General features: G+C 63.3%; 27 protein-coding genes. 15 read left to right on the top strand and 12 right to left on the bottom strand.

Features of this window, described 5'->3' with window-relative positions:
* Positions 1 to 423 precede the first annotated feature (423 nt).
* The 3 genes from erpA to clcA all read right to left on the bottom strand — a co-directional run bounded on the left by erpA (position 424) and on the right by clcA (position 3038).
* A complete protein-coding gene (gene erpA, locus AB5Y53_RS00140; RefSeq protein ID WP_010675554.1) occupies positions 424 to 774 on the bottom strand; it encodes an iron-sulfur cluster insertion protein ErpA in 351 nt (116 codons plus the stop codon).
* Between the two features lie 89 nt (positions 775 to 863).
* Positions 864 to 1556: a DUF6776 family protein gene (locus tag AB5Y53_RS00135; RefSeq protein WP_368180915.1), complete on the bottom strand. Its 693-nt coding sequence runs from the start codon at positions 1554 to 1556 to the stop codon at positions 864 to 866.
* 87 nt (positions 1557 to 1643) lie between these two features.
* A complete protein-coding gene (clcA, locus tag AB5Y53_RS00130; protein WP_039040862.1) occupies positions 1644 to 3038 on the bottom strand; it encodes a H(+)/Cl(-) exchange transporter ClcA in 1395 nt (464 codons plus the stop codon).
* 209 nt (positions 3039 to 3247) lie between these two features.
* Here clcA and hemL point away from each other — a divergent pair, with 209 nt between their 5' ends.
* Both hemL and AB5Y53_RS00120 read left to right on the top strand, forming a co-directional pair.
* Positions 3248 to 4534, top strand: coding sequence for a glutamate-1-semialdehyde 2,1-aminomutase (gene hemL / locus AB5Y53_RS00125; protein WP_052815228.1), 1287 nt, complete (start codon positions 3248 to 3250; stop codon positions 4532 to 4534).
* 199 nt (positions 4535 to 4733) lie between these two features.
* A complete protein-coding gene (locus tag AB5Y53_RS00120; RefSeq protein WP_039040860.1) occupies positions 4734 to 5546 on the top strand; it encodes a hypothetical protein in 813 nt (270 codons plus the stop codon).
* 46 nt (positions 5547 to 5592) lie between these two features.
* On the opposite strand, the gene AB5Y53_RS00115 is transcribed toward AB5Y53_RS00120, so the two are convergent.
* Together AB5Y53_RS00115 and AB5Y53_RS00110 are read right to left on the bottom strand one after the other, a co-directional pair.
* Positions 5593 to 6495 carry a TSUP family transporter gene (locus AB5Y53_RS00115; protein ID WP_368180914.1) on the bottom strand — a complete coding sequence of 301 codons (903 nt, stop codon included), beginning with the start codon at positions 6493 to 6495 and terminating at the stop codon, positions 5593 to 5595.
* Between the two features lie 259 nt (positions 6496 to 6754).
* Positions 6755 to 7438: a phosphatase PAP2 family protein gene (locus AB5Y53_RS00110; protein ID WP_368180913.1), complete on the bottom strand. Its 684-nt coding sequence runs from the start codon at positions 7436 to 7438 to the stop codon at positions 6755 to 6757.
* Positions 7439 to 7640: 202 nt separating this feature from the next.
* On the opposite strand from AB5Y53_RS00110, the gene AB5Y53_RS00105 reads away from it, so the two are divergent.
* The gene (locus AB5Y53_RS00105; RefSeq protein ID WP_104452310.1) at positions 7641 to 8156 is read left to right on the top strand and encodes a DUF2937 family protein; all 516 of its coding nucleotides are present in this window, start codon (positions 7641 to 7643) and stop codon (positions 8154 to 8156) included.
* Positions 8157 to 8198: 42 nt separating this feature from the next.
* Here the strand turns inward: AB5Y53_RS00105 and AB5Y53_RS00100 are convergent, their stop codons facing one another.
* Positions 8199 to 9080 (bottom strand): LysR family transcriptional regulator, encoded by an 882-nt coding sequence (locus tag AB5Y53_RS00100; RefSeq protein WP_045521920.1) that lies wholly within the window; start codon positions 9078 to 9080, stop codon positions 8199 to 8201.
* A gap of 157 nt (positions 9081 to 9237) precedes the next feature.
* On the opposite strand from AB5Y53_RS00100, the gene AB5Y53_RS00095 reads away from it, so the two are divergent.
* Both AB5Y53_RS00095 and AB5Y53_RS00090 read left to right on the top strand, forming a co-directional pair.
* On the top strand, positions 9238 to 9630 hold the full coding sequence (locus AB5Y53_RS00095; protein WP_045521922.1) for a multidrug efflux SMR transporter: 393 nt from the start codon (positions 9238 to 9240) through the stop codon (positions 9628 to 9630).
* Entirely contained in the window at positions 9618 to 9938 is a 321-nt protein-coding gene (locus AB5Y53_RS00090) for an SMR family transporter (RefSeq protein ID WP_052815233.1), read from the top strand. Before AB5Y53_RS00095 ends, AB5Y53_RS00090 begins: the two co-directional genes overlap by 13 nt.
* 89 nt (positions 9939 to 10027) lie before the next feature.
* Here AB5Y53_RS00090 and AB5Y53_RS00085 read toward each other — a convergent pair whose 3' ends face one another.
* The 3 genes from AB5Y53_RS00085 to hrpB all read right to left on the bottom strand — a co-directional run bounded on the left by AB5Y53_RS00085 (position 10028) and on the right by hrpB (position 15370).
* Positions 10028 to 10429 (bottom strand): VOC family protein, encoded by a 402-nt coding sequence (locus AB5Y53_RS00085; RefSeq protein ID WP_010675565.1) that lies wholly within the window; start codon positions 10427 to 10429, stop codon positions 10028 to 10030.
* A gap of 42 nt (positions 10430 to 10471) precedes the next feature.
* On the bottom strand, positions 10472 to 12793 hold the full coding sequence (gene mrcB / locus AB5Y53_RS00080) for a penicillin-binding protein 1B (protein WP_368180912.1): 2322 nt from the start codon (positions 12791 to 12793) through the stop codon (positions 10472 to 10474).
* Positions 12794 to 12916: 123 nt separating this feature from the next.
* The gene (hrpB, locus tag AB5Y53_RS00075) at positions 12917 to 15370 is read right to left on the bottom strand and encodes an ATP-dependent helicase HrpB (protein ID WP_368180916.1); all 2454 of its coding nucleotides are present in this window, start codon (positions 15368 to 15370) and stop codon (positions 12917 to 12919) included.
* A 184-nt stretch (positions 15371 to 15554) separates the two neighbouring features.
* Here hrpB and thpR point away from each other — a divergent pair, with 184 nt between their 5' ends.
* From thpR to AB5Y53_RS00030, 9 genes are all read left to right on the top strand, one after another.
* The gene (gene thpR / locus AB5Y53_RS00070) at positions 15555 to 16100 is read left to right on the top strand and encodes an RNA 2',3'-cyclic phosphodiesterase (RefSeq protein WP_039040852.1); all 546 of its coding nucleotides are present in this window, start codon (positions 15555 to 15557) and stop codon (positions 16098 to 16100) included.
* On the top strand, positions 16097 to 16840 hold the full coding sequence (gene sfsA / locus AB5Y53_RS00065; protein ID WP_010675569.1) for a DNA/RNA nuclease SfsA: 744 nt from the start codon (positions 16097 to 16099) through the stop codon (positions 16838 to 16840). The genes thpR and sfsA overlap by 4 nt, the downstream gene beginning before the upstream one ends.
* Before the next feature lie 119 nt (positions 16841 to 16959).
* Positions 16960 to 17409 carry an RNA polymerase-binding protein DksA gene (gene dksA, locus AB5Y53_RS00060; RefSeq protein ID WP_029314801.1) on the top strand — a complete coding sequence of 150 codons (450 nt, stop codon included), beginning with the start codon at positions 16960 to 16962 and terminating at the stop codon, positions 17407 to 17409.
* Positions 17410 to 17518: 109 nt separating this feature from the next.
* On the top strand, positions 17519 to 18421 hold the full coding sequence (gene gluQRS, locus AB5Y53_RS00055; protein WP_368180911.1) for a tRNA glutamyl-Q(34) synthetase GluQRS: 903 nt from the start codon (positions 17519 to 17521) through the stop codon (positions 18419 to 18421).
* Between the two features lie 100 nt (positions 18422 to 18521).
* The gene (pcnB, locus tag AB5Y53_RS00050) at positions 18522 to 20012 is read left to right on the top strand and encodes a polynucleotide adenylyltransferase PcnB (protein WP_029314802.1); all 1491 of its coding nucleotides are present in this window, start codon (positions 18522 to 18524) and stop codon (positions 20010 to 20012) included.
* Between the two features lie 10 nt (positions 20013 to 20022).
* Positions 20023 to 20520, top strand: coding sequence for a 2-amino-4-hydroxy-6-hydroxymethyldihydropteridine diphosphokinase (gene folK, locus AB5Y53_RS00045; protein WP_039040848.1), 498 nt, complete (start codon positions 20023 to 20025; stop codon positions 20518 to 20520).
* A gap of 20 nt (positions 20521 to 20540) precedes the next feature.
* Entirely contained in the window at positions 20541 to 21335 is a 795-nt protein-coding gene (panB, locus tag AB5Y53_RS00040) for a 3-methyl-2-oxobutanoate hydroxymethyltransferase (RefSeq protein ID WP_042864977.1), read from the top strand.
* A 96-nt stretch (positions 21336 to 21431) separates the two neighbouring features.
* Positions 21432 to 22286 (top strand): pantoate--beta-alanine ligase, encoded by an 855-nt coding sequence (gene panC / locus AB5Y53_RS00035; protein WP_368180910.1) that lies wholly within the window; start codon positions 21432 to 21434, stop codon positions 22284 to 22286.
* Between the two features lie 20 nt (positions 22287 to 22306).
* Positions 22307 to 22654 carry a putative quinol monooxygenase gene (locus AB5Y53_RS00030; protein ID WP_113978805.1) on the top strand — a complete coding sequence of 116 codons (348 nt, stop codon included), beginning with the start codon at positions 22307 to 22309 and terminating at the stop codon, positions 22652 to 22654.
* Between the two features lie 60 nt (positions 22655 to 22714).
* On the opposite strand, the gene AB5Y53_RS00025 is transcribed toward AB5Y53_RS00030, so the two are convergent.
* From AB5Y53_RS00025 to hpt, 3 genes are all read right to left on the bottom strand, one after another.
* Positions 22715 to 23488, bottom strand: coding sequence for an ABC transporter permease (locus AB5Y53_RS00025; RefSeq protein ID WP_010675577.1), 774 nt, complete (start codon positions 23486 to 23488; stop codon positions 22715 to 22717).
* On the bottom strand, positions 23485 to 24402 hold the full coding sequence (locus AB5Y53_RS00020; RefSeq protein WP_045521939.1) for an ABC transporter ATP-binding protein: 918 nt from the start codon (positions 24400 to 24402) through the stop codon (positions 23485 to 23487). Before AB5Y53_RS00020 ends, AB5Y53_RS00025 begins: the two co-directional genes overlap by 4 nt.
* Positions 24403 to 24514: 112 nt before the next feature.
* A complete protein-coding gene (gene hpt / locus AB5Y53_RS00015) occupies positions 24515 to 25045 on the bottom strand; it encodes a hypoxanthine phosphoribosyltransferase (RefSeq protein ID WP_010675579.1) in 531 nt (176 codons plus the stop codon).
* A 201-nt stretch (positions 25046 to 25246) separates the two neighbouring features.
* Here hpt and AB5Y53_RS00010 point away from each other — a divergent pair, with 201 nt between their 5' ends.
* Complete coding sequence (locus AB5Y53_RS00010) at positions 25247 to 25861, top strand: TetR/AcrR family transcriptional regulator (RefSeq protein ID WP_029314803.1); 615 nt, start codon at positions 25247 to 25249, stop codon at positions 25859 to 25861.
* Positions 25862 to 25894 lie beyond the last annotated feature (33 nt).

Below are 25894 nucleotides of genomic sequence, written 5' to 3'. Positions count from 1 at the left end.
GGTCACTTCATCAGACATTGAAAATCAAAAATTGTTTTTGATGCTCGATGCTGTGAGTGCCCACACAGATTGCTTGATTCAAATTGTTAAAGAGCAGGGTCTGAAACTATAACCCTCACCAGCTTGCTTTGCAAGGTGGACCAGACGCGCACTGCGCCGTGCTGATGGAGGCGCATTATAGGGATATGATTCTCGCTGACAAGCGAAAACTACGTGTTTATTTGAAAAAGACGTTCAAGTGTTTAATCAACAACCAATCAGACTAAAAAGCCGTCAACGATTCATCTAAATGAGCCCGCACACCTTCTCTATCGCTACCAATCGGTACCCGTTTTCGCCACATCAAGATCTACATGCCAGCCACGCCAGGCATACAAAAATGAAAAGGGCCCCTCGGGGCCCTTCATATCACGCTGCTATAGATCAGATGGAGAAACTTGAACCGCAACCGCAGGTCGTCGTGGCGTTGGGGTTGGTCACGGTGAAACGGGAACCTTCCAGGCCTTCAGTGTAATCCACGCTGCCGCCGACCAGGTATTGCAGGCTCATGGGATCGATCACCATGGTGACGCCGCTCTTCTCGACCACGGTATCGCCATCATTGATTTTCTCGTCAAACGTGAAACCGTACTGGAAACCGGAGCAGCCCCCCCCAGTGATGTAGACCCGCAACTTGAGTTCGGGATTCTCTTCTTCGGTGATCAAGGTCTTTACCTTGTTGGCTGCCGCATCCGTCATCTGGATGGGCAAGGGGGCTTCTGCTACTGCACTCATTGCTGACCTCACAACCGTTACATCCACAAACATGGAAACCGCGAAATTATCCAATACCCGACCATTTAGTTCAAGTATTCACCACTCTCTTACTGCGCTGCCGGCAAGGGGGCTGGTTGAGCGACCAGAGGCTTGAGCACCTCGTTCCACTCGGCCACCAGCTCCTGGGCCGGTTGCCGTCCCTCCTTCGGGATGAGGATTCTCACCCTGTCCGGGATGAAGCCTGAGGGAAGCTGCCAATTGCCCTCCAAGAGCTGGAAGTATCGCAACGCGTAGCGTCCCTCCCCCACCTTCATGCCAAGATCCCGGCCACTGAGGATCCTGGGCTTGTCAGCCAGACTGCCTTCGAGCCGGATCTGCACCTGCCCCCGAAACAGCTCCCGCTTCTTGGCGGGTTGAGTGAGCGCCAGACGATAGTGGTAGCGACCCGGCACACTCGTCTCCTGCAATGTCAGATTGTCGATGGATACCCCCACCTGTTCGCCGGTGGGACGCATGATGCGCTCGAAGAAGGCCAGCTGGCGTTTCTGCTCCTGTACCTGAGCTTCCTGATCCTTGAGCGTCTGCTGAAGTTGCTCGAAGGCGGCCTTCTGGGTCGCCAGCAGGGTCTCCCTGACGCCGAGATCCGTCTTCAGTTGTGCAATGGCCTTGCTCTGACGCTCCAACGTCTCTTGCTGCACCGTCATCAGGCTGCTCTGTGCCAGCTCCTGTCTGTTCCCGACGACATAACCGATACATGCCCCCATGGCCAGCACCACCAATAACTTCACGATTTGGGACATAAGGCCTCTTCTATATGCCGACATCAACACGGCCGGTTTCTTTTCACTATACGCGACCATGCCGGATTGATACGGATAAACAAAGAGTTAACCGGTCGCGATGCTGCTTTCACCCCGGTTTTGACGCGCAGCAAGCCGTAAAGTTCGCTCCAGGATCTGGGAATAGATAGGACGCCCCCCCAACCATTGAGCCACCAGGGTTGCCCCTATGGTGGTGATCATCATGGGCAGGATCAGCTGATAGTTGTCTGTCATCTCGGTCACCAGCACGATGCCGGTAATGGGGGCACGCACGGTGGCGGCGAAGAGCGCACCCATGCCGGCGATGGCAAAGGCGCCTGGTTCGATGCCGAGATCGGGAAATGCAGAGTGGAACAGGTGACCAAAGATCACCCCGAACAGGGTGCCCAGCGCCAGGGTCGGCGCAAAGACACCACCAGGGGCCCCCGAGCAAAAGCAGATGAGGGTACCCACCAGTCGCACCGAGAAGATGATGAAGAGCGTCGCCATCGCATAGTCTCCCCCCGTCAGATGCGGGATGAGCTCGATTCCCCCTCCAGTGACAGAAGGGGCGAACAGCGACAGCATGCCAAAGGTTCCAGCCACCCCCATGCCGATGATGACGAAGCGGTGGCGCTTGTTCTGATGCAATGCCAGGTAGCCATCCTGACAGGCGAGCACCAGCTTGTTGAAGACGAACCCCAGCACACCAAAGCAGCCCCCCATGAAGAGAAACAGCCAGAGCGCCTTCAAGGCCGGAGCGTCGTAGTGAGGCAGCATGATGACGGGGGATTGCCCTTTCATGTTCTGCAGCATCAGGGTCGCCATGACGGCCGAAATCCCGACCGCCTTGATGGCGAGGAAGGAGTAGCGAAATTGCGGTCGCATCTCTTCCATGACAAACAGTATCCCTGCCAGCGGGGCATTGAAGGCCGCAGCGAGACCACCCGCCGCACCGGCAGCCAGCAGGGCGTGGCCATGCTCCTTGGGCAACCGGAAGATATCCGCCACCATCTTGCCGAGGTTGCCCCCTATCTGCACCGAGGGCCCCTCCCGCCCCAGCACCATGCCGGAACTCAGGGTACAGACCCCGCCAAAAAACTTCACCGGCAACACCCGCCACCAGCGTACCGGGCGCAGGTCGTCCATGGCCCCTTCAATTTCCGGGATACCGGATCCCCCTGCCTCTGGGGCAAAGGCATGAGTGAGGAAATAGCCAACCAATCCCAGCAGGGCGCTGAAACCAAAGCCGAGCAGACCGAGCTGCCACCAGGGGCGATCGGCCAGCAAGTCGACACGCTGCTGGGCCAGCCAGTGAACGCAAGACTCGAACAATCCGCACACCAGGCCTGCCAGCAGGCCGACCAGGGCCGCCAACAGGAGCACCAGCAGCGGCATCTTGTCCCGCCGTATCAGGCGCTGCAAGACTGGAGGACGACGCAGCGAGGCCGCGTCGGCGGAAGGAATGGCTTGTTGCTCCATGGATAATCACGCTCATCTAACGAGGACCAGACACACCTCGGCCTCGGCTGCCCAGCTCTGGGCCTTTCTGCTATAGTCGGCCCGTTTCATGTATCACGGGCGAGAGTCCGGGGCGAGAGCGCAAAGCATACTCCTCCCGCCATCCCCTGCCGAGCCGCAATCGGCAGCCTGCGCCCGGGTAACGACCAAAATCCCATTAAGGATGATCCATGTCAAAATCAGATCAGCTGTTTGAACAGGCCCGCCAGACCATTCCCGGTGGCGTCAACTCACCGGTCCGCGCCTTCAACGGGGTCGGCGGCACACCCCGCTTCATCGATCACGCCGATGGCGCCTACCTCTATGACGTGGACGGCCAGGCCTATGTGGATTACATCGGCTCCTGGGGCCCCATGCTGCTCGGTCACAACCACCCGGCCATCAAGGCCGCGGTCATCAAGGCGGTGGAGAAGGGACTGAGCTACGGTGCCCCGACCGAGATCGAAGTGCTGATGGCCGAGAAAGTGCGCCAGATCGTCCCCTCCATGGAGCAGGTGCGGATGGTCAACTCCGGCACCGAGGCGACCATGAGCGCCATCCGGCTGGCCCGCGGCTACACCGGTCGCGACAAGATCGTCAAGTTTGAAGGCTGCTACCACGGCCACGCCGACTCCCTGCTGGTCAAGGCTGGCTCCGGCGCCCTGACCCTGGGTCAGCCCAACAGCCCGGGCGTACCGGCCGATTTCGCCAAACACACGCTCACCTGTGTCTTTAACGATCTGGATTCGGTGCGCGAAGCCTTTACCCAGTACGGCAGCGAGATCGCCTGTATCATCGTCGAGCCGGTAGCCGGCAACATGAACTGCATCCCGCCGGTGCCCGGCTTCCTGGAAGGGCTGCGCGCCATTTGTGACGAATTCGGCGCCCTGCTGATCCTGGACGAGGTGATGACGGGTTTTCGCGTCTCCCTGCGCGGTGCCCAGGGTCACTACAACATCGACCCGGATCTCACCACCCTCGGCAAGATCATCGGTGCCGGCATGCCGGTGGGCGCCTTCGGCGGCAAGAAGAAGGTGATGCAGCACATCGCCCCGACCGGCCCCGTCTATCAGGCTGGTACCCTCTCCGGCAACCCGGTGGCCATGGCCGCCGGCCTCACCATGCTGGACCTGCTGCTGGAGCCGGGCCTCTATGAGCAGCTGAGCACCAAGACCGCCCGTGTCGCCGAAGGGCTGAAAGCCGCCGCCGCCAGGCACGGCATCCCGCTTGCCATCAACTACGTGGGCGGCATGTTCGGCTTCTTCTTCACCGACGAGCCCGAGATCACCCGCTACGAGCAGGTGACCCGCTGCGACATGGAACGCTTCAAGCGCTTCTATCATCTGATGCTGGAAGAGGGTGTCTATCTGGCGCCGAGCGCCTACGAGGCGGGCTTCCTGTCGCTTGCCCACGGGGACAAGGAGATCGAACACACTCTGGCGGCCGCCGAGCGCAGCTTCGCCAAGCTGGCTGGCTGACAAGCCGCAAGATGTGCAGAGGGCCCCGATGGGGCCCTTTTTTGTTTGCTCGTCCCGACAAGGCACCATAGTGGTGCATCCTTAAGTCCCTCACCGGAGCCTTGCCACCTGCTGGTGCGCCGCGCCGTACACGGGCTGTCATAAATCGGGCCCACAATTTGCAGGCCCCTGCTCAGGAGCCCATTGGACCGAGGTGTATATGGCAGAGATGAGCCCCATCGATGTGCTGCGGCGCTATCAGGAGTACGAAACCGAGCTGGCCCCCCTGCTGCTGGGGCTGCTCACCCTCCCCGAGGCGTCTCTCAAGACCTATGCCTTCGTCGAGGAGGTGAAGAGCCTGGCCCCCCAGATCAGGCCAGCCATACTGGCGCCCGTTCCGGCGGCCCAGGGGCAGCTGCGCCTGCTGGTGCAGGGCCATGGCCGGGAGCTGGAGATCAACCTGCACCAGCTGATCGCCTGGCTGATGGGGGACAGGGAGCGGCGGCGCGCCATTCCCTGGTTCAGGGCCGTCTACGTCGTCCTGAGTCTGGCCCTGTTTCTCATCGTCGGCACCCTCATCTGGCACGGGCTGGAACAGCTCTATCTGCTCCTGTGCGGCACCCAGCAGAACCGCCTGGGGGCCTTCAGCGCCATCATCTTCCTCACGCTCGCCCTGGCGGTGTTCGATCTCGGCAAGACCATCCTCGAAGAGGAGGTGCTGCTGCATAAGGACATCTTCCGCCACAGCGCCATCCGGCGCACCATTACCCGCTTTATCGCCGCCATCCTGATCGCGGTCTCCATCGAGGGGTTGCTGCTGCTGTTCAAGGGATCCCTCGGCCAGAGCGAACTGCTCTGGCCTGCGGTGGGGGTGATGGGGTGCGCCGTGGGGTTGCTGCTGGCGCTGGGGCTCTATGTGTTTCTCGGTGCCAGGGCGGAAGCCGCACTGGTCGCCTCCAGCCAGCAGACTGCCCACCCGGAGGGGGCTGCCAGAGGCATCAGAAGACGCGCCAGAACCGGGCGAGCGGGATGACATACCAACGCTGGGTGCCCGTGCAGGCGGGCCTCGCCGACGCCAGCTAGCTCGTCGCCTCTGCCAGCGCGGGCGCTGGCTGTCGCCGCGCCGCCCGCCAGGAGGCGTACATGGTCCAGGAGGTATAGATGACGATGAAAGCCACCAGCCATTTGAGCATCTCCATCTCCATGGATTTGACCAGCATGGCCGCCAGCACCACGCCGATGGGGCCGAAGATGGCCACAGCCAGCACGGCCCGCGCATCGAAAGCCCCCTTGCGAATGAAGGTCCCCGCCGAGAAGACGCTGAGCACGGCGGTGGATCCCATCATGATGGGGAAGGCCACCAGCGGGTTCATGCCGAGCAGATAGACCAGGGTCATGCAGGGGGCGAACAGGCCGATACCGACGTTCATCAGAGCTCCGAACAGGAAGTTGCCGGCAAGGGCGATCCCCAGCTTGTAACCGCTCAGCCCCATGGCCTCGCCACCGAGGGGGAAGAGCCCGAGCAGACCGGCAAAGATGAGACCGGCGACCACCAGCAGGGAGACCGCCATTACCAGCCGGATGGTCTGGCGATCAAAGGAAGCCACGTAACGGGCGCCCCAGGCCGCACCGGCCGCCGCAGCCGCCATCATGCTGATGAGGGTGACGGGCTCCACGTTGACCACGCCGATGAAGATGAGAGCCTGGGTCACGGTCGGCAGCACGCACTGGCCGTTGAGGGTACCGGGCAGCACCCGATCATCGATCAGCCTGAACTGCTTGTAGCAGGCGGTCTTCACCGCAAAGCTCCCCACCCCCAGGGTATCGAGAAAATTGGCCACAAAACCGATGGCCGCCACCGGCCAGAAAGGGGTGGCTTCGAGCTGGCCATGACGCCGTTTGTGCCACCAGGCACGGACCAGTATAAAGAGAAAGACCAGGGCACAACCGATAAACAAGAGACGCAGAAAAGTGACAAGCATGGGGAGACCTCCAACAACGGGCGGCGATTCTAAGGCAGCGGAGGGAAAAAATCCTGGCCAGGATCATGAGACGACGGGTGCAAACGTTTGGCCGCGACTATTTTGGCTGGCAGAACCCGAATGGGGCTATCCATACTGGTTGGGAGGGCGACAGCCCGGGCTCATCGGGCGTAGTCCTGGTCATTTCGCGACGACCACAGCACCGGTGAGGCGTAAACGAAAGAAGGCGGGGTAACCCGCCTTCTTTTTTCATTCTCCGTCAGGCAATCCAGCGTGGCAGCCGGGGAGCCAGGCGGTCGATCAGGCGATCCGACACGGGAGTGAGCAACAGCAGCGGCAGGCAGATCAGGGAGAGGCAAAGAGCGCCCACATAGACGTCCGTCATCCAGTGCGCACCAGCCAGGATGCGGGGCGCAGAAAACAGGGGCACCATCACCACCGCAATCACCCCGGCCCAGCGCGGCAGATAGCGCAGGGCAAAACCGGCGAAGATCATCAGGAAGAGGGCGTGATCACCGGGGAAGCTGTCACCGGCGGAGTCCTTGGTGGGAATCGCACTGATCTCGGTCAGGCGCAGTGCCCCGTCCACCATCAGGGTGGGGCTGGGACGGCTGACCGGCAACAGATGCCCGAGCTGATTGATCACCAGAGCCCCCAGCAGCATCACGACCCCCATGGCCACCAGACGACGGCGCTCCTGCCCGTCGGCACGGAAGAAGCAACTGGCAAGGATCCCGCCCATGCAGGCCAGCGCGACCAGATCGAACAGGCGGTTGTTGGTGATGGCCACCAGATCGGCCCAACGGGGGGAGTGGCCAATCCAGCCATTGACCAGCTGGAAGAGGGCGAGATCCCACCCATCCCAGGGGCCGTGCTCAGGCAGGGCGCCCCAACTGAAGGCGATGAGGCCCCCGGCCAGATAGAAAGGAATGAACTTGCTCATGCCGACGTGTCCTTCGAAAAACGCTCATTCTAGGCCAGCCGCAAGATGACTTGCATCACAAAAGTGTAAGAATTCGTGTAACAAAGGTATTCCATCGGCTCTTCTTTTGGCGCCGCCGACCGGGTGGGCAAGCGCGCCCCCTCCTTGGCTCTCCCACCGGTTGCGGCTAGTATGGGCGCTCCCTTCGTTCAGGATGATGATGATGCGCAGCTACCTTCGCATGATGTTGTTTGCCCTCGGTTTGCTGGCAGGTGTACAGATCCCCGGGCTGGTCGATCTCTACTTCCAGCGGCTGGATGCCCGGCTGCAGCAAGCCGGTCTGGCGCTGGCCCCCTTCCAGCGCACGGCGGACCAGCACTTCAATGGCGATCTGCAGGCGCTGGTCGCCCATTACGGTGCCAGTCAGGATCCCGTCTTCACCCAGGATGCCACCAGCCTCCAGCAACTGGTGAACCAGCAGCAGCACCTTCAGGGGGAGATCGCCGTGCGGGAGAGCCCCTGGTACCAGCAGCTCTCCCACCTGTTGCTGCGCGCCGATACCGCCCTCTGGCAGGATACCCTGCACAACTACGGCTATGTGGTCCCCCTCAAACAGGCCGCCATTTTCTGCGGCGTGGCGGCGGGTCTGCTGGCCTCCCTGGCGGGGGATCTGCTGCTCGGCCTCCTGCTGCTGCCATTTCGCTCCCGCCAGCGCGTCCCCCGTCACGGCCTGCGCTGATCCCCTCTCACTGCCAACCGGGGTGCCCGCCCCGGTTGGCGGCTACTCGAAGGGTTCGAGATAGGCTTCTATGGCCTTCTTCAGCCAGGCCAGCACCTTGCCGTGATGGGCGTTCTCCGACAGATAGACTCCGTAATCGCGCCACTGCAGACTGAACTTGTGCTTCAGGGTCAGCAGCTCCCCCTGGCGCAGCTGGCTCTGGATAAGGGGTGAAGGCAGCACCGCCCAGCCCAGACCATCCAGCACCGCATCCCGCATCAGTTCGAAACTCGACAACCCGATATGCTGCCCCCCGATGGGCAGCAGGCTCTTGACCGAAAACGCGTCCACATAAGAGAGAGTGACCTGGGTGTGATCGGTCAGATCCTGCTGCAACACCCGCTTCAGCCCTGCCAGCGGGTGGCTTGGCGCCACCACCATCAGGGTGCGGATCGGGTTGAGCACGTCGATGCAAAGACCGCTGCGCTCCTGTTCCTCGGTGATGAGGCCGAAGGCGGCATCCACGAACCCCTCTTCCACCAGGGCCGGCAGCTCCGGCGGTGAGGCCAGCACCAGGGAGATGCTGGTGCCCGGAAACTGGCGACGCAGCGCCCCCAGCATCTCGCGCCATACCACCTCGGGAATGGCGTCGTCCCGGGCTACCCGCAGCGCCACCTCGGCACCGGAGGCATGGTGCTCGCACTTGAGCTTCAGGCTGTTGGCGGCCTGCAGCAGCCGCTTGCAGTCGTCCAGCACTTGCTCGCCGATTTCGGTCAGTCGGCTCTGATTCGCCCCTCGTTCGAAAAGTTCGACGCCAAGCTCCACCTCCAGGGTTGCTATCGCCGAGCTCACTGCGCTGCGACTCTTGCCAAGTCGTCTGGCGGCATTGGCTATCGAACCACTGTCTGCTGTTTCTACAAAGAGTTGTATCTGATTTAGCTTCATGACTTCAAACTGGCGGCAGATTATTCCATCACCACCTTATCCCCTGGCCCGCCCCCAAGGCAAACAAGTAGCGACAGCTTTCTCGACGCTCAGCGATAACCTTGCCCGTTTCGGGTGCCGTTATCCTCTCATCGTCGCAGCAACAGAAGGAAACTGCATGTCATCCCGTCCCCTGCTTTTGGCCCGCCTCTTCCTGACGGGGGCCATCCTGACCGAGGTCGCCGGCACCTCCTCCATGGCCCTGATCCCAAAGAGCGAGAGCGGCTGGATCCACTATCTGCCGATGTGGCTCCTCATCACCCTCTCCTACCTGCTGCTCGCCAAGGCCGCCAGGACAATCTCCATTGGTATCGCGTTTGCGCTGTGGGAAGGGCTGGGGATCGCCCTCATCACCGCCGTCTCCGTCCTGTTCCTCGGCTACGAGCTGAGCATCCAGGAGTGGATCGGACTGGCGCTGGCCATAGTGGGGATTGTCATGGTGACCCTGGGCGAGACCCATGATGCACCAGCCCCCACCCGCCAGAGGAGGGAAGCCCCATGCACCCGTTGATCATCGTACTGGGCGCCGCCCTGCTGGATATCGGCGCCAACATGGCGATCAACCGCTCCATCGGTTTTCGTGACAAGGGGTGGGGCGTCCTCGGCATTCTGCTGGTGCTCTGTGCCTTCACTCTGCTCAGCGAGGCGGTCAGTACCGGCAAGATCGATCTGGCCGTGGCCTATGCCACCTGGGGCGCCATCGGCATCCTGGGCACCGCCCTCGGGGGCCTGCTGCTGTTCGGCGAGCGCCTCAGACCCGTCGGCTGGCTCGGCATGGTGGTGATGGCGGTGGCGGTCGCCCTGCTGACCACAGCATGATCCCCTCTCCAACCCCATGAAAAAAGCCGCCCTGTTCCCAGGGCGGCCTTTTCATGGTCAAACCGATCATCCAGATTGCAGCAGGCAGCCTAACGCGCTGCCTCGTACAGCTCCAGCGGCAGGCCGTCGGGGTCGGCGAAGAAGGTAAAGCGCTTGCCGGTCAGCTCGTCCACCCGCACCGGCTCCACTTCCACCCCGTGCTGCTCCAGGTGGGCGATGACCCGGTCGAGATCCGCCACCCGAAACGCCAGGTGGCGCAACCCGCACGCCTCCGGCCGGGAGGGGCGCGGTGGCGGCGCCGGGAAGCTGAACAGCTCCAGCTGGCTGCCGTCCGGCAGCGCCAGATCCAGCTTCCATGACTGACGCTCGGCCCGCAGGGTCTCGGCAATGATGGGCAACCCCAGCACCTGGTGATAGAAGTGGCGCGAGCGCGGATAGTCGCTGGCGATGATGGCCACGTGATGGATGGCCTCAAACAGGGGATGGGTCATGGCAATCCTTGCAAAACGGGCAGCCTGCGCTGCCCGTCTTCGTCAGTTGAAGAAACCGTTGAACCAGTTGTCCAGGGCATTCGCCGGGTCCGAGACCGGGCTGGCACAGCTCATGGGCTCGGCCAGACCGGCCAGCTTGGCCGGCACCTGGAGACTGCCGGGACAATCACTGGCCACCCGGGCACCGCTCGAGCGGGAGAAGTTGGCCCAGCTCACCCCTTCGGGCATCTTCAGCCCCAGGCTGTTGACCCCTCGCTGGCTCATGTAGCCGCTGAACAGCTGCAAGGCGCCACTGGCACCGGTCAACCCGGCCGGGGTGTTGTCGTCACGGCCGACCCAGACACTCACCAGCTCGTTGTTGTCCATCCCGGCAAACCAGGAGTCTCGCAGCTCGTTGGTGGTACCGGTCTTGGCGGCCATGGTGGCCCCGGGGAACTTGGCACCGAGCGCGCGGGCCGTCCCCTGGCTCACCGTCTTGGTCATGGCGAACAGGGTCAGCCAGCTTGCCTGGGGATCCGTCACTCGCTTGGCCGCTTCGTCATGCTGGTAGAGCTGGCGCCCCTCGCCATTCACCACGGCCCGGATGGCCGACAGGGGCTGGGTCAACCCCTGGTTGGCGATGGGCAGGTACATCTGGTTCACCTCCATGGGCGAGAGGGCCACCGCCCCCAGCACCAGGGACGGATAGGGCTGGATCTCCTGCTGCACCCCCAGCTTGTGCAGGGTATCCACCACCTTGTCCAGGCCTATCTGCATCCCGAGGTTGACGGTCGGCACGTTGAGGGAGCTGGCAAGCGCCTCCATCAGGGGCACGCTCTGGCGGAACTTGCGGTCGTAGTTCTGCGGCGTCCAGATCTGGCCATCCTGGCCGCGAATCCGGATCGGCTGATCTTTAAGCGGCGTGCCCAGGGTCAGGCCGTTGGAGAGGCCGGTCAGGTAGACCGCCGGTTTGACCAGGGAGCCAATCTGACGGCGGGCATCCAGCGCCCGGTTGAAGCCGGCGTAGCGGGGATCCCGTCCCCCCACCATGGCGACCACCTCGCCCTTGTGCCAGTCGGAGACCACCATGGCCGCCTCCAGCTTCTTCTTGCCACGCTGCTTCTCGATGGTGGCCAGACCCGACTCCACCGCCTGCTCGGCGGCGTGCTGGGCGATGGGATCCAGGCTGGTGAAGATCTTGAGGCCGGACTGCTTGAGCAGATCCGGGCCGAAGCGGTTCTGGATCTCCCGCTTGAGCAGCCCCATGAAGGCCGGGGTGCGGCCATAGCTCATCTGGCCGCGGGCGATGATGCCAAGGGGCTGCTTGCTGGCCAGGTCATACTCGGCCTGGGTCAGGCTGCCGTGCTCCATCAGCAGTTTGAGCACCAGATCCCGGCGCGCCTTGGCCCGCTCGGGGAAGCGCCAGGGATCGTAATAGGAGGGCCCCTTCACCATGCCCACCAGCAGGGCCACCTGATCGATGTCCAGCTCGTTGACCGGAATACCGAAGTAGAAGTAGGAGGCGAGCCCGAAGCCGTAAACCCCCTGGGAGAAGTTCTGCCCCAGATAGACCTCGTTGAGGTAGGCCTCCAGGATCTCGTCCTTGCTGTAGCGGTAGTCGATGAGCACCGCCATGTAGGCTTCCTGCAGTTTGCGCCACAGGCTGCGCTCACGGGTCAGGAAGAAGTTCTTGGCGAGCTGCTGGGTGAGCGTGCTGCCCCCCTGCACGGTGCGACCCGCCAGCAGGTTGGCTGCCATGGCGCGCATGATGGCCACCGGCGAGACGCCGCCGTGCTGGTAGAAGTCCCTGTCTTCCGTGGTGAGCAGGGTGACCAGCAGGCTGTCCGGCACCTCGGAAAGGCGCACCAGCAGGCGGTCTTCCCGATCCTCGGTGTTGAGGCGATCGAGCAGCACCGGGTCCATCTGGGCATAGCCGAGCTGGCGCTGGTTCTCCAGGGACTGGATCCCCTCGAGGCGCGCCCCGTTGAAGGTGAGGCGCAGGCCGCGGGCGCCGTCGGCGCCGTCATGGAACTCGAACGGACGGCGCACCAGCTCGATGCGGTTGCCGCTCACCGCGTACTCACCCGGGGTATGGGGCTGACGTACCTGCTTGTAGCTCAGCATGTTGAGCTCGCGCAGCATCTGGGTCTGGGAGAGCCGCTGGCTGGGATAGAGCTCCAGCGGGCGGCTGTAGACCATCACCGGCAACTGCCACTTCTCGCCGTCGAAGCGCTCGCGCACCTTGGTGTCGAGATAGATGCCAAACACCACCATGAAGGCCGCCACCACCAGAGAGAGCTTGAAGCCCAGCCAGAACAGGGTGCGCCAGATGGTGCGTTTGGGCGCCGCCTTCTTGGGCGTGCGCTTGCGTCGTTGGGTTGCCATAAATCCTCTTGTCGTTCTCCTCGCCATCCCGCTGATGCGAGCGGCCTGCGATGCCTGTTGTGGAGGGGGACTGTGCCACCGCCATCTTGTTCTGATCGTACCGACCGATCACTGCCCCGTCGGCTACTCCTGCAATCCCATCTTCTTCTTGGTCACCCGGGTCGGCATCGCCTCCAGCGGGTTGTCCGGCCAGTAGTGACGGGGGTAGCGCCCCTTCATCTCTTTTTTCACCTGCTCATAGGATCCCGCCCAGAAGGCGGCGAGATCCGCGGTGATCTGCAAGGGGCGTTGGGCCGGGGAGAGCAGCTCCACCACCAGGGGCACCCGGCCATCGGCCACGCATGGGGTGGCGCCCAGCCCGAACATCTCCTGGATACGCACCGGGATCGCCGGCGCCTGACCCGGCTGGTAGCGGATCCGTACCCGGCTGCCGGTCGGTGCGGTGAAGTGGCTCGGCAGCGCCTCGTCCAGCCGCCTTGGCAGGGGCCAGGGCAGAGACTGGCGCAGGATGTCGCTCATGTCGAGCCGCTTCAACTGCTCCAGCCGGGTCATGCCGCTCACCGCCGGCAGCAGCCACTGCTCGAGGCCGGCCAGCAGGCTCTCCTCATCCATGGCGGGCCAGGCTTCGTCGGGCAGCCAGTCGCGGGCGCAGCGCAAGCGGGCCAGCAGCCCCTCGCTGCTCTCGTCCCAGGGCAGCACGTGCAGACCCTTGCGCCGAATGCCCTGCAGCAGGCAGCGCCCCTTCTGTTCATCGGAGAGATCCGTCAGCGGCCGCTGGCCGAGCACCAGCTCGCCGAGCACCTGCTGGCGCTCCGCACGCACCCGTTCCTCCCGATCGTCCCAGTCGAACCACTGGCGCTCGCCGACCAGCTCGGGCAGCTGGCGCACCAGCTCATCCAGCACCACCGGCTCGGCGATGAAGATGCGGCTGCCGCGCTCGTTCTGACCCATTTCGACGGCCACGATGGCCCCCTGCCCCTGGCAGGGATGCCCTTCTACCAGATCGCAGCTCACCCCGCCACTGAGCTGATAGCGGCTGCCACTGCGCAGCTTGCCGATGCGATCGGGCCAGGCGAGGGCGCACAGCAACCCCAGCCATTGACCCTGCGGGGTGCTTGCCCGCACACCGAGCCGCTCGAACCAGCGGGCCGCCCCCTGGCGCAGGGCGCCCTGACGGCGGTGGAACAGCACGGACAGGCGCTCCGATCCTCGCAGATCTTCTTCCAGCAGCGCCACCAGGAAAGCCGCATCGGCGACAATCCCTGTCAGACCCTCGGATTCCAGCTCCCGGGCCCGCAGCAGCATGCGGGCGAGGCGGGGATGGGTGCCGAAGGCCGCCATGGCACGGCCTGCCGGGGTAAGTTGTTGCTCACCTTCCGGGGCCATGGCGCCCAGGGCCACCAGCAACCGCCGGCCGCTGGCCACGGCGGCAGGGGGCGGCATGTCCAGCAGGGGCAGCGCCTCCACCCGGGCCCCCCACTGGGCGGCGTCCATCAGCAGGCCGGTGAGCTCTTGCGTCAGGATGTCGGGGGGACTCTGCTCGGCGAGGCGCTCCTGCACCTCGCAGCTCCAGAGCCGGTAGCAGACGCCGGGGCCAAGCCGCCCTGCCCGCCCCGCCCGCTGGGTGGCGGAGGCTTTGGCGATGGGCCGGGTCTCCAGCCGGGTGACGCCGCTCTTGATATCGAAGGTGGCGCGCCGCTCCAGCCCGCTGTCGATGACCACGGAGATCCCCTCGATGGTGAGGGAGGTCTCCGCCACGTTGGTGGTGAGCACCAGCTTGCGACAACCCGCAGGCGCAGGCTCGATGGCCGCTTGCTGGGCCGCGAGGTCAAGACGGCCATAGAGGGGAGCCAGGGTCACATCCCCTGGCAACCGCCCTTCCAGCCACTGTGCCAGCCGCTCTATCTCCCCCTGTCCCGGCAGGAACACCAGGGCACTGCCAGCCTGACTGGCGAGCGCCTCCAGCACCACGGCGCCAACCTGGGGCTCCAGCCACTGCTGGCGATTGGCGGGGCGATAGTGGTACTCGATGGGAAAGCCGCGCCCCTCGGAGCGCACCACGGGGGCACCTGGCAGCAGGCGCTCCAGGGCCATGCCATCCAGGGTGGCGGACATCACCAAGAGCTTGAGATCATCGCGCAACCCCTGCTGGCTTTCGATGGCGAAGGCCAGCGCGGTATCGGCGTGCAGGCTGCGCTCGTGGAACTCGTCAAAGATGACGAGCGACACGCCGGTGAGCTCAGGATCCTGCTGCAGCATCCGGGTCAGCACCCCCTCGGTCACGATCTCAAGCCGGGTCTGGCTGCTGGTACGGCTCTCCCCGCGCACTCGCAGGCCGATGCGCTCGCCCACCTTCTCCCCCAGCTGACGCGCGAGGAAGCTCGCGATGTTGCGCGCCGCGAGGCGCCTGGGCTCCAGCATGATGATGCGCCCGGGCAGCCGGTGCTGGCGCACCAGCTCCAGGGGCAGCAGGGTCGATTTGCCCGCGCCGGGGGGCGCCTGCAGGATCACGCTGGTATGGCTGTCGAGGGCTGCAAAGAGTTCGGGCAACACCGGGACGATGGGGAGGGAAGACAAAGCGATGGGCACCTTCTGTGACACTCCTGAAAAGGGGTCCATTCTGCCACAGCCTCCCGGCCACCGTAAGCGCCCCTGCCGGACAGGGGCTGGAAGCGTCAGGTGCAACACGGCAAGACATCCCGGGAGCGGCTGCCATAGAATGGCCCTTATCCGATGCCCATCACGAGGACCGACACGCCGCATGCCCAAACTCTTCTTTGCCCTGCCCCTGCCAGAGCTTGCCCCCGAGCTTGCGACCTGGCGAGACCAGCGCCCCTGGCCCGGCCAGCCGGTGCCCGAGAGCAACCTGCACCTGACCCTGGCCTTTCTCGGGGAGGCCGACGAAACGACCCAGGCTCGCCTGATCGCGGCCGCCGAGCGACAGCACTGCCCCCCTTTCAGCGTCCATCTAGATCAGACCGGCTGGTTTCAGCGCGCCAAAGCCGCCTGGGTGGGACCCGGTGAGTGGCCGAACGAGCTGACCGTGCTCGCGAGGGCACTGCGCCGCCACGGTGAAAAACTCGGGCTGGGCAACGGCGAGCAGGGCTATCGCCCCCACGTCACCCTGTCGCGCAAGGCGGGCGAGGCCCCCGGCGAGCTGCCTGCGCCGGACTTTCTGCTCAGGGCCGATCGCTTCTGCCTCTATCAATCCGTCAGCACGCCGGACGGCGTCCACTACGAACCGCTCGCCTGCTGGCCCCTGCGGGCCCGCGTCAAAAACCCGCACCGCGAGGAGCTCACCCCATGATCTTCGATCCCCCCCTGCAGTCCGGACAGCTGATCTCCCGCTACAAGCGCTTCCTGACGGATGTCGCGCTCGACAACGGCGAGGTGATCACCATCCACTGCGCCAATACCGGTGCCATGACCGGCTGCGCCCTGCCGGGCACCCGGGTCTGGTACTCCACATCCGACAACCCCAAGCGCAAGCTGCCAAACAGTTGGGAAATCGCCGAGAGCCCGGCGGGTCACTTCATCTGCGTCAACACGGCCCGTGCCAACCAGATCGCCCGAGAGCTCATCGAACAGGGCGCCCTCGCCCCCCTGGCAGGCTATGCCAGGCTGCGCACCGAAGTGAAATACGGGGAAGAGAACAGCCGCATCGACCTGCTGCTGGAAGATGACCACAGGCCGGATTGTTACATCGAGGTGAAATCCGTCACCCTGCTCGACGAGCGGGAGCAACCCGGCATGGGGTACTTCCCCGATGCGGTCACCACCCGCGGCGCCAAGCACTTGCGTGAATTGATGGCCATGAAGGCGGCAGGGCACCGGGCCGTGCTGCTGTTCATGGTATTGCACTCCGGCATCGCGAGAATGCGCCCTGCAGCCCATATCGATCCGCACTATAGTCAGCTTGTTGAACAGGCGATGGCGGCAGGGGTTGAAATTTTATGCTATCGCCCCCATGTTGGGGTGCAGGGCATGGTGGCTCAGGATTTTATCCCATTTGAATCTGACCATATGCTACCCGAGGGCAGAGAATAAATGCAGAAGTGGGTAACATTATTGATAAGGCTTGTTTGCCTCCCGTTGACCCTTCTGCTATAGATGTCGCCCTCAATTTATGGATGGCACGGGTAGCGTGCTGAATTAGGAGACAGGGCATGCCAACAGGCGAAAACAGGAAATCTCTGGGCCCCCTGGCCATTGCGGGTGTAGAGCCTTACCAGATGAAAGCCGGTGAGGAGTACATGAATGACCAACAGAAGGTACATTTTCGCAAGATCCTGGGAGCCTGGCGCAACCAACTGATGCAGGAAGTTGACCGCACCGTCGACCACATGAAGGATGAGGCTGCCAACTTCCCGGATCCCGTGGATCGCGCCGCGCAAGAAGAAGAGTTTGCTCTCGAACTGCGCACCCGCGACCGTGAACGCAAGCTGATCAAGAAGATCGAGAAAACCTTGCTGCTGCTCGAAGAAGATGACTTCGGTTACTGCGAGCATTGCGGCATCGAGATCGGCATCCGCCGTCTGGAAGCCCGTCCGACCGCAGACCTCTGCGTGGACTGCAAGACGCTGGCCGAGATCAAGGAAAAACAGATGGCTGGCTGATGTCGCCCATCCACAGGAACGAAAAGGGAGCCCAGGCTCCCTTTTTTATTGAGCTTTTGGTCGGGCCGTCCCAGAATGCAGCCTCAATGCATCGCCTACCCGAATTGCCATGGTCATGACACCCCCCCCCTCCCGACGCCCCTATGTGGGCCGCTTCGCCCCCTCACCGTCCGGTCCGCTCCACTTCGGCTCCCTGGTCGCCGCCCTTGGCAGCTTCTTGCAGGCCAGGGCGCAGCAGGGACGCTGGCTGGTGCGCATCGAAGACATCGACCCCCCGCGGGAGATGCCGGGAGCGGCTGACCTTATCCTCACCACCCTGGAGGCACACGGTCTTGGCTGGGATGGGGAGGTGATGTTCCAAAGCGCGCGCCATGGCCGCTATGACGAGATCATCGATCAGCTCTATCGGGCCGGGGATCTCTACTGGTGCCGCTGTACCCGGCGCGAAATCATGGCCACAGGGGGGTTCTACAACGGTCATTGCCGCACCCTGGGGCTGACCGCCGAGGGGTGTGCCGCCCGTTTGCGCCAGCACCACCCGGTCTATCGGTTCGAGGATGCGCTTCAGGGAGAGATCACCGTCCCTGCGGCGCTGGCGGAGGAGGACTTCATCGTGCGCCGCCGGGACGGGCTCTACGCCTACAACCTGGCGGTGGTGGTGGATGACATGGACAGCGGCATCACCGAGATCGTCCGCGGCGCCGATCTGCTGGAACCCACGGTGCGCCAGATTGCCCTCTACCAGACTCTGGGGGCTGCCGTCCCCGATTGGGTGCACCTGCCGCTGGCGGTGCAAGCGGATGGCAACAAGCTCTCCAAGCAGAACCATGCGCCGGCGCTGTCGCAGGACGAGGTACGACCGGCCCTGTGGCAGGCGCTGCACTTTCTCGGTCAGTGCCCGCCGCCCGAGTTGATGGCGAGCCGGATCGACGAGATCATCGGCTGGGGCATCGCCCACTGGCAGCTGGTCCGGGTGCCCCGCCAGCAGAAGATCCCGCAAGGGCAAAGCTAGCCCCGGCTGTATTTCTTGCCCCAAAAGGACCAATCAAGGGGAAGCAGGCCACACCGTTTCTCATTTGGTTGGGGCTGAGCTATGATAGGCCGCTATTTTTTTGGCCTCCCGTCAATTTGAAGTCATAACGAGGTGTACCATTTTTTCCCAGATCGCAAACTTTTGCCGCAAAGTGCTCGGCAAGGAAGACGGCGAGCAGTCGGTGGAGTCCCCCATTCCGGCCCGTGTCGCCGGACAGCGCCGTACCTTGAGCCGTGACCAGCACCCGATTTCGCGCAAAGAGATCAGCGAGAATGCCCTCAAGGTGCTCTATCGCCTGAACAAGGGGGGCTATGAGGCCTACCTGGTCGGCGGCGGCGTCCGTGACCTGCTGCTCGGGAAGACCCCCAAGGATTTCGACATCGCCACCGACGCGACGCCGGAGCAGATCAAGGCGCTGTTCAGCAACTGCCGCCTCATCGGCCGCCGTTTCCGCCTGGCCCACATCGTCTTTGGTCGTGACGTGATCGAAGTGGCCACCTTCCGGGGCCACCACCATCAGGTCAATACCAGCAAGCATGTGTCGGCCCAGTCCGATGAAGGCATGCTGCTGCGGGACAACGTCTACGGCACCATCGAAGAGGATGCCGAGCGTCGCGACTTTACCGTCAACGCCCTCTACTACAGCGCCAAGGATTTCACCCTGCACGATTTCGAGGGTGGGCTGGAAGACCTGGCCGCGCGCAGACTGGAGCTGATTGGCGACCCCGAGACCCGCTACCGGGAAGATCCGGTGCGGATGCTGCGCGCCGTGCGCTTCGCCGCCAAGCTCGACATGACCATCAGCCCGCGCACCGCCGCCCCCATCCGGGAGCTCGCCCCGCTGCTGCAGGACATCCCGGCCGCCCGCCTGTTCGAGGAGACCCTCAAGCTGTTCCTGGCGGGTGACGGTCTGGCCACCTACAAGCTGCTGCGGGAATACGGGCTGTTCCAGCCGCTGTTCCCCCAGGTAGCCGCCCTGTTCACGCCCCACGGCAACTCGCCCTACGAGCAGTTCATCGAGCAGGCGCTGATGGACACCGATACCCGGGTCCGTGAAGAGAAGCGCGTCACTCCCGCCTTCCTCTACGCCACCCTGCTGTGGGGCGCCGTCGAGGCCCGCGGCCGCGTGCTGGAAAACGAGAGCGGTCTGCCCTGGTACGATGCCTTCATGCTGGCTATCAACGAGGTGCTGGACAACCAGGTGCGGATCATTGCCGTGCCGCGCCGCTTCACCACGGACGTGCGCGACATCTGGGCCCTGCAGCAGCGCCTGACCCGCCGCCAGGGCAAGCACCCCGAGCGCGCCATGGAGCACCCGAAATTCCGTGCGGCCTTCGACTTCCTGTTGCTGCGCAACCGGGTCGAGCGCGGCCTCGGCGAGCTGGCGAGCTGGTGGGAGCGCTATGTGGCCTCCAACCCGGACGTGCGCCCGCAACTGCAACGGGAGGCGACCCGCCGCCCGGCGAGCGGCGAGCGCGCCGACTCCCGTAGCGGTGATGGCGAGAAGCGCAGCGGCAATGGCCGCAACCGCCGTCGCCCCCGTCGCCGCAAGCCGAAGTCGGCAGAGTAAGGATCCGCCGATGATCGAGGTCTTCGTCGCCATCGGCTCCAACCTGGCCGACCCCCTCGGCCAGGCTCGTCGCGCCATCGCCGCGCTGGCGACCCTGCCCGAGTCCGAGCTGCTGCAGACCTCCCACCTTTACGGCAGCCGCCCCATGGGCCCTGCGGATCAGCCGGACTACGTCAATGCCGTGGCGCGCCTTGCCACCCGCCTCAGCCCTCTGGCGCTACTGGACGAGCTGCAGCGCATCGAGCAGGCACAGGGACGAGTGCGCAAAGATGAGCGCTGGGGCCCCCGGACCCTGGATCTCGATCTGCTGCTGTACGGCGACGAGGTCATCCGGCATGAGCGCCTGACGGTGCCTCACTATGGCATGAAGGAGCGGGAGTTCGTCCTGCTGCCCCTTGCCGAGATAGCCCCCTCCCTGGTGCTGCCCTGCGGCACCCCGCTCACCGAACTGGTTGCCCGCTGCCCGCGCAATGGACTCGCGATCCTGGCCGGTGCAGCAGGCGAGTAGAGAAGAGTAGGAACAACGTAATGAGCAAGATCACCATTACCCACCTGCAGAAGATGAAGCAGGACGGACAGAAAATCACCGCCATCACCGCCTATGACGCCACCTTCGCCAAGCTGTTCGACGACGAGGGCGCCCAGGTGCTGCTCATCGGCGACTCCCTCGGCATGGTACTGCAGGGCGGAGACGACACCCTGGCGGTTAGCATGGACGAGATGGTCTATCACACCCGCTGCGTGGTGCGTGGCACCACCAATGCCCTGGTGGTGACCGACATGCCGTTCATGAGCTACGCCACCCCGGAGCAGACCTACCAGAACGCGGCGCGCCTGATGGCGGCCGGTGCCCGCATGGTGAAGATGGAAGGGGGGGACTGGCTGTGTGACTCCATCCGCCACCTCACCCGTAACGGGGTGCCGGTGTGCGGCCATCTCGGCCTGACCCCGCAATCCGTCCACGTGTTTGGCGGCTTCAAGGTGCAGGGGCGCGACGAGTTCCACGCCCAGGAGATCTACCGCCAGGCGCTGGAGCTGCAAGCGGCTGGCATCCAGTTGCTGGTACTAGAGTGCGTGCCCGTCTCTCTGGCAGAGCGCATCACCAAGGCGCTGCGCATTCCGGTGATCGGCATCGGTGCCGGCCCTGCCACCGACGGCCAGATCCTGGTGATGCACGATGCCTTCGGCATCACCTCCGGTTATGTGCCCAAGTTCACCAAGAACTTCCTGGCCGAGACCGGTGACATGCGTGCCGCCATTCGTCTCTACGTGCAGCAGGTGAGCGAGGGGACCTTCCCCGGCCCCGAGCACTGCTTCAACTGACTTTCTGTCGTCATGAGCGCGGGGGCCTGTGCCCCCGTCTCGCCCTCCCCCCTGACGACCCCCTCTTTTATTGATTCATCTGAAGGTGAACTGACGATGTTGGTTGTGAACAATCCCGCCGCGCTGCGCGAGCAGATCGGTCAATGGCATCGCGAAGGCCGCGCCATCGCATTCGTGCCCACCATGGGCAATCTGCATCAGGGTCATCTCACCCTGGTCGAGGAGGCCCGCCGCCATGGCGACAAGGTGGTGGTCAGCATCTTTGTGAACCCCTTGCAGTTCGACAAGGCCGAGGATCTCGCCAACTACCCCCGCACCCTGGAGCAGGATTGCGCCGCCCTGGAGGCCGCCGGTGTGGACCTGGTCTTCACCCCGACGCCGGAGATCATGTATCCCCAGGGGCTCGCCAGCCAGACCTTCGTCGAGGTGCCCGGCATCTCCAGCCTGCTGGAAGGGGCGCTGCGTCCGGGGCATTTTCGCGGGGTCAGTACCGTGGTCACCAAGCTGTTCAATCTGGTACAGCCGAACGTGGCCTGCTTTGGCGAGAAGGATTACCAGCAGCTCGCGCTCATTCGCAAGATGGTGGCCGACATGGCCATGCCCATCGAGATCGTGGGCGTGCCGACTGTGCGGGCCGAAGACGGGCTGGCCCTCTCTTCGCGCAACGGCTATCTGACCGCTGCCGAACGGGCCATCGCCCCCGAGCTCACGCGCACCATGAACTGGATTGCCGAGCAGATTGAAGCGGGGAACAGTCACCTCCCCTCCCTGGTTGCCCAGGCCAGCCAACGCCTCGACAACGCGGGATTCAGGACGGATGCCATCGACATCGTCGATGCCGACACCCTGGAATCCGCCAGCGCCGAGAGCCAGCGCCTGGTGATCCTGATGGCCGCCTATCTGGGCAAGGCCCGCCTCATCGACAACCGGGTCGTCGCCCTGCGGGGTTGAGACACGGCAAGGAGACCACGATGTCCAAGAAGGTTTACTGCATCGCCCAGTTCCAGCCAAAACCTGGCCAGGAGCAGACTCTGTTCCGCGTCCTGCAAGGGCTCGAACCCGACACCCTGCGTGAAGATGGCTGCCTGCAGTACATCGTCACCCGCCATATCCAGAGCCCCTTTGCCGAGGGGGAGAGCTTCCCCATCGTCTTCAACGAGATCTGGCGCGACATGGCGAGCTTCGAGGCCCACTGCCAGCGCGCCGGTATCAAGGCCTTCTTCGAGCGCTACTGCCTCGCGGATGATGGCCTCGCGGCCAAGTGGAACGTCTGCGTCTACAGCGACGAGCCCGCGGACTACGATGCCCCGGCCCTCTGAGGCCGAAACGTGCAAATAAAAAGGCGCCCGAGGGCGCCTTTTTGCTGGCAGGTGCGCGCCTCAGTGGCGCAGACCGGTGCCGCGGGAGATGAGCCACCAGGCCATCCCGTAGAGTACCAAGATGAAGCCGATGATGATGAGATAGGCGGTGCCGAGGGGCACGTCGGAGATCCCGAGGAAGCCGTAGCGGAACGCGTTCACCATGTAGATGATGGGGTTCACCTGGGAAACCCCCTGCCAGAACGGCGGCAGCAGGGTGATGGAGTAGAAGACGCCCCCCAGATAGGTCAGGGGAGTCAGGATGAAGGTCGGGATGATGCTGATGTCATCGAACGACTTCGCGAACACCGCGTTGATGAGCCCCCCCAGGGAGAAGAGGATGGAGGTGAGCAGCACGGTCACGCAGACGCTGAACAGGTGATGGATCTGCAGCGGCACGAAGAACAGCGACACCAGGGTGACGATGAGGCCGACACAGAGGCCGCGCGCCACGCCACCGCCCACATACCCCGCGATGATGATGTAGTTGGGCACCGGCGCCACCAGCAGCTCCTCCACGTTGCGCTGGAACTTGGCGCTGTAGAAGGAGGAGGCGACGTTGGAGTAGGAGTTGGTGATGACCGACATCATGATGAGGCCGGGCACGATGAACTCCATGTAGCTGAAGCCCCCCATGTCACCGATGCGCGAGCCGATGAGGTTGCCGAAGATGACGAAGTAGAGGCTCATGGTGATGGCGGGCGGCACCAGGGTCTGGATCCAGATCCGGGTGAAGCGGCTCACTTCCTTGGCCAGAATGCTCTTGAAGGCAATGTAATAGGTCATGGGGTTCATGCTTTGCGACCCTCCTCTACCAGATTGACGAACAGCTCTTCCAGCCGGTTCGCCTTGTTGCGCATGCTGAGCACCTTCACCCCCTGGGCGGAGAGCTGCTCGAACAGGCTGTTGAGGGACTGGCTCTTCTCCAGCTCCACTTCCAGGGTGTTCTCATCCTGCATCCGGCCGTTGAACTCGGGCAGGGCCGGTACGCTGGAGCCCGGCACCAGATCCAGCAGGAAGGTCTCGCGACCCAGCTTGCCGAGCAGACTCTTCATGCTGGTGTTCTCGATGAGACGGCCCTTGTCGATGATGCCGATGTTGCGGCACAGCATCTCGGCCTCTTCCAGGTAGTGGGTGGTCAGGATGATGGTCACCCCCTGCTCGTTGAGATCCTTGAGGAAACTCCACATGGAACGGCGGATCTCGATGTCCACCCCGGCGGTCGGCTCATCCAGGATCAGCAGCTTGGGCTCATGCATCAGGGCGCGGGCGATCATCAACCGGCGCTTCATGCCACCGGAGAGAGTGCGGGCGGCCATGTCGCGCTTGTCCCACAGATCGAGCTGGCGCAGGTACTTCTCGGCGCGCACCTTGGCCTCGGCCCGCGGCACTCCATAGAAACCGGCCTGGTGAGTCACTATCTGGCTCACCTTCTCGAACTGGCTGAAGTTGAACTCCTGGGGCACCAGGCCGAGCTGGGACTTGGCCAGCTCCAGATCGGTATCGATGTCATGACCGAATACCTTCACCTTGCCGGCGCTCTTGTTCACCAGTGAGCTGATCACGCCGATGGTGGTGGATTTGCCCGCCCCGTTGGGACCGAGCAGGGCGAAGAAATCCCCCTGTTTGACGGTGAGATCGATGCCCTTGAGGGCTTCGACGCCCCCCTGATAGGTCTTCTTCAGACCGCTGATTTCCAATGCGTTCATTGCAACCCCTGTGATGGATGAGCCCATCTCGAGACAGAAAAGGCGGCTGTGACGCCGCCTGAAGACAGTCGATGGCGGGCCGGCCAGCCTGCCTTGCTACTTCGGACCCGGCTTACTCTTGCGGTACCACCTTGCCAATGAAAGGCAGGTTACGGTACTTCTGGGCGTAGTCAATGCCACAGCCCACCACGAACTCGTCCGGGATGGAGAAGCCAAGCCAGTCCACCGGCACCTGAACCTCGCGGCGGGACGGTTTGTCCAGCAGGGTGCAGATGGCCAGGGATTTCGGCTCGCGCAGGGAGAGGATCTCGCGCACCTTGTTGAGGGTGTAACCGGTGTCGATGATGTCCTCGACGATCACCACGTCCTTGCCTTTGATGTCGTCATCCAGATCCTTGAGGATGCGCACGTCACGGGTGCTGTGCATGCCGGAGCCATAGCTGGAGGCAGTCATAAAGTCCAGGGTGATGGGCAACTGGCACTGACGGCAGAGATCAGCCAGGAAGACGCAGGAGCCGCGCAACAGGCCGATCATGACCACTTCCTCGGAGCCCTGGTAACGGGCGGTAATCTCTTCACCCAGCGTGGCGATCCGGGCTGCAACCTCGGCCTCGGGGATCATCACCTCGACAATGTGTTTCATCACATACTCCAATAATGACCAAAGGGTTATTGGCCGTTCATTAACGTCAAAACCGAGGATTCTACCACTCCAACCAGTGGGCGTCAGGCATACGTGATGCTTTTATCGGCTTATTTTAATTGATAGAGTTAGCAAGCCTTCGGGCATTATCGGTGACAATACTATAAACACCATAATCAATAACTATTAGATGAAAAAACTATGGAACCACGCGCAGAAATAAGACGTCGAACCCGGCTTTCGCCGGAGGCTCGCCGTGATCAATTGATGGAGTGTGCCGTCGAGGTATTTTCCCGTCGCGGCATCGGCCGTGCGGGGCATGCCGAGATAGCCGAACAGGCAAAGGTCTCGGTTGCGACCGTTTTTAACTATTTCAATACTCGTGAAGATCTGGTCGACGAAGTGCTGACAGAAATCGAAGCCTTCGTACAGCAGATCCTCGAACAGGCCTACAACGGTCAGGGCTCCGCCAGGGAGAGCATTCACCGCCACGTGAAGCTGTTCGTTGACGCCGCCTATGACAAGCCCGATCACGCCAGCATCTGGCTGGAGTGGAGCTCCTCGGTGCGGGAAGAAGTGTGGCCTCGCTACACCCGGCTGCTGGACAAGGCGCTGGAGCGCATTGCCCCCCACCTGCAACGGGCCATCGACAACGGCGAGATTCAGAGCGTGCTGTCGGCGCAGGATCTGGCCCGCTCCCTGACCGGTTTTGGCTATGTGATGATGCAGATGATCAATCAGCCGCAGCGTCCGAGCCGGGAAGAGGTGACTGATTTCCTGTTCAAGTACGTGACGGCCCCCATCCAGGCCAGCTGACTCGTGCAGATGTTGACAAAGCGGCGCCGGGCT

It is taken from the genome of Aeromonas sp. R7-5 (assembly GCF_040908015.1).
Lineage (GTDB): Bacteria > Pseudomonadota > Gammaproteobacteria > Enterobacterales > Aeromonadaceae > Aeromonas > Aeromonas caviae.
The sequence above is the reverse complement of the archived record's forward strand: the minus strand, read 5'-3'. Positions and strand labels throughout refer to the sequence as shown.

Coding starts and splice junctions, on each gene's coding strand:
- erpA (WP_010675554.1), bottom strand. CDS start 774: ATGAGTGCAGTAGCAGAAGCCCCCTTGCCCATCCAGATGACGGATGCG.
- AB5Y53_RS00135 (WP_368180915.1), bottom strand. CDS start 1,556: ATGTCCCAAATCGTGAAGTTATTGGTGGTGCTGGCCATGGGGGCATGT.
- clcA (WP_039040862.1), bottom strand. CDS start 3,038: ATGGAGCAACAAGCCATTCCTTCCGCCGACGCGGCCTCGCTGCGTCGT.
- hemL (WP_052815228.1), top strand. CDS start 3,248: ATGTCAAAATCAGATCAGCTGTTTGAACAGGCCCGCCAGACCATTCCC.
- AB5Y53_RS00120 (WP_039040860.1), top strand. CDS start 4,734: ATGGCAGAGATGAGCCCCATCGATGTGCTGCGGCGCTATCAGGAGTAC.
- AB5Y53_RS00115 (WP_368180914.1), bottom strand. CDS start 6,495: ATGCTTGTCACTTTTCTGCGTCTCTTGTTTATCGGTTGTGCCCTGGTC.
- AB5Y53_RS00110 (WP_368180913.1), bottom strand. CDS start 7,438: ATGAGCAAGTTCATTCCTTTCTATCTGGCCGGGGGCCTCATCGCCTTC.
- AB5Y53_RS00105 (WP_104452310.1), top strand. CDS start 7,641: ATGCGCAGCTACCTTCGCATGATGTTGTTTGCCCTCGGTTTGCTGGCA.
- AB5Y53_RS00100 (WP_045521920.1), bottom strand. CDS start 9,080: ATGAAGCTAAATCAGATACAACTCTTTGTAGAAACAGCAGACAGTGGT.
- AB5Y53_RS00095 (WP_045521922.1), top strand. CDS start 9,238: ATGTCATCCCGTCCCCTGCTTTTGGCCCGCCTCTTCCTGACGGGGGCC.
- AB5Y53_RS00090 (WP_052815233.1), top strand. CDS start 9,618: ATGCACCCGTTGATCATCGTACTGGGCGCCGCCCTGCTGGATATCGGC.
- AB5Y53_RS00085 (WP_010675565.1), bottom strand. CDS start 10,429: ATGACCCATCCCCTGTTTGAGGCCATCCATCACGTGGCCATCATCGCC.
- mrcB (WP_368180912.1), bottom strand. CDS start 12,793: ATGGCAACCCAACGACGCAAGCGCACGCCCAAGAAGGCGGCGCCCAAA.
- thpR (WP_039040852.1), top strand. CDS start 15,555: ATGCCCAAACTCTTCTTTGCCCTGCCCCTGCCAGAGCTTGCCCCCGAG.
- sfsA (WP_010675569.1), top strand. CDS start 16,097: ATGATCTTCGATCCCCCCCTGCAGTCCGGACAGCTGATCTCCCGCTAC.
- dksA (WP_029314801.1), top strand. CDS start 16,960: ATGCCAACAGGCGAAAACAGGAAATCTCTGGGCCCCCTGGCCATTGCG.
- gluQRS (WP_368180911.1), top strand. CDS start 17,519: ATGGTCATGACACCCCCCCCCTCCCGACGCCCCTATGTGGGCCGCTTC.
- folK (WP_039040848.1), top strand. CDS start 20,023: ATGATCGAGGTCTTCGTCGCCATCGGCTCCAACCTGGCCGACCCCCTC.
- panB (WP_042864977.1), top strand. CDS start 20,541: ATGAGCAAGATCACCATTACCCACCTGCAGAAGATGAAGCAGGACGGA.
- panC (WP_368180910.1), top strand. CDS start 21,432: ATGTTGGTTGTGAACAATCCCGCCGCGCTGCGCGAGCAGATCGGTCAA.
- AB5Y53_RS00030 (WP_113978805.1), top strand. CDS start 22,307: ATGTCCAAGAAGGTTTACTGCATCGCCCAGTTCCAGCCAAAACCTGGC.
- AB5Y53_RS00025 (WP_010675577.1), bottom strand. CDS start 23,488: ATGAACCCCATGACCTATTACATTGCCTTCAAGAGCATTCTGGCCAAG.
- AB5Y53_RS00020 (WP_045521939.1), bottom strand. CDS start 24,402: ATGAACGCATTGGAAATCAGCGGTCTGAAGAAGACCTATCAGGGGGGC.
- hpt (WP_010675579.1), bottom strand. CDS start 25,045: ATGAAACACATTGTCGAGGTGATGATCCCCGAGGCCGAGGTTGCAGCC.
- AB5Y53_RS00010 (WP_029314803.1), top strand. CDS start 25,247: ATGGAACCACGCGCAGAAATAAGACGTCGAACCCGGCTTTCGCCGGAG.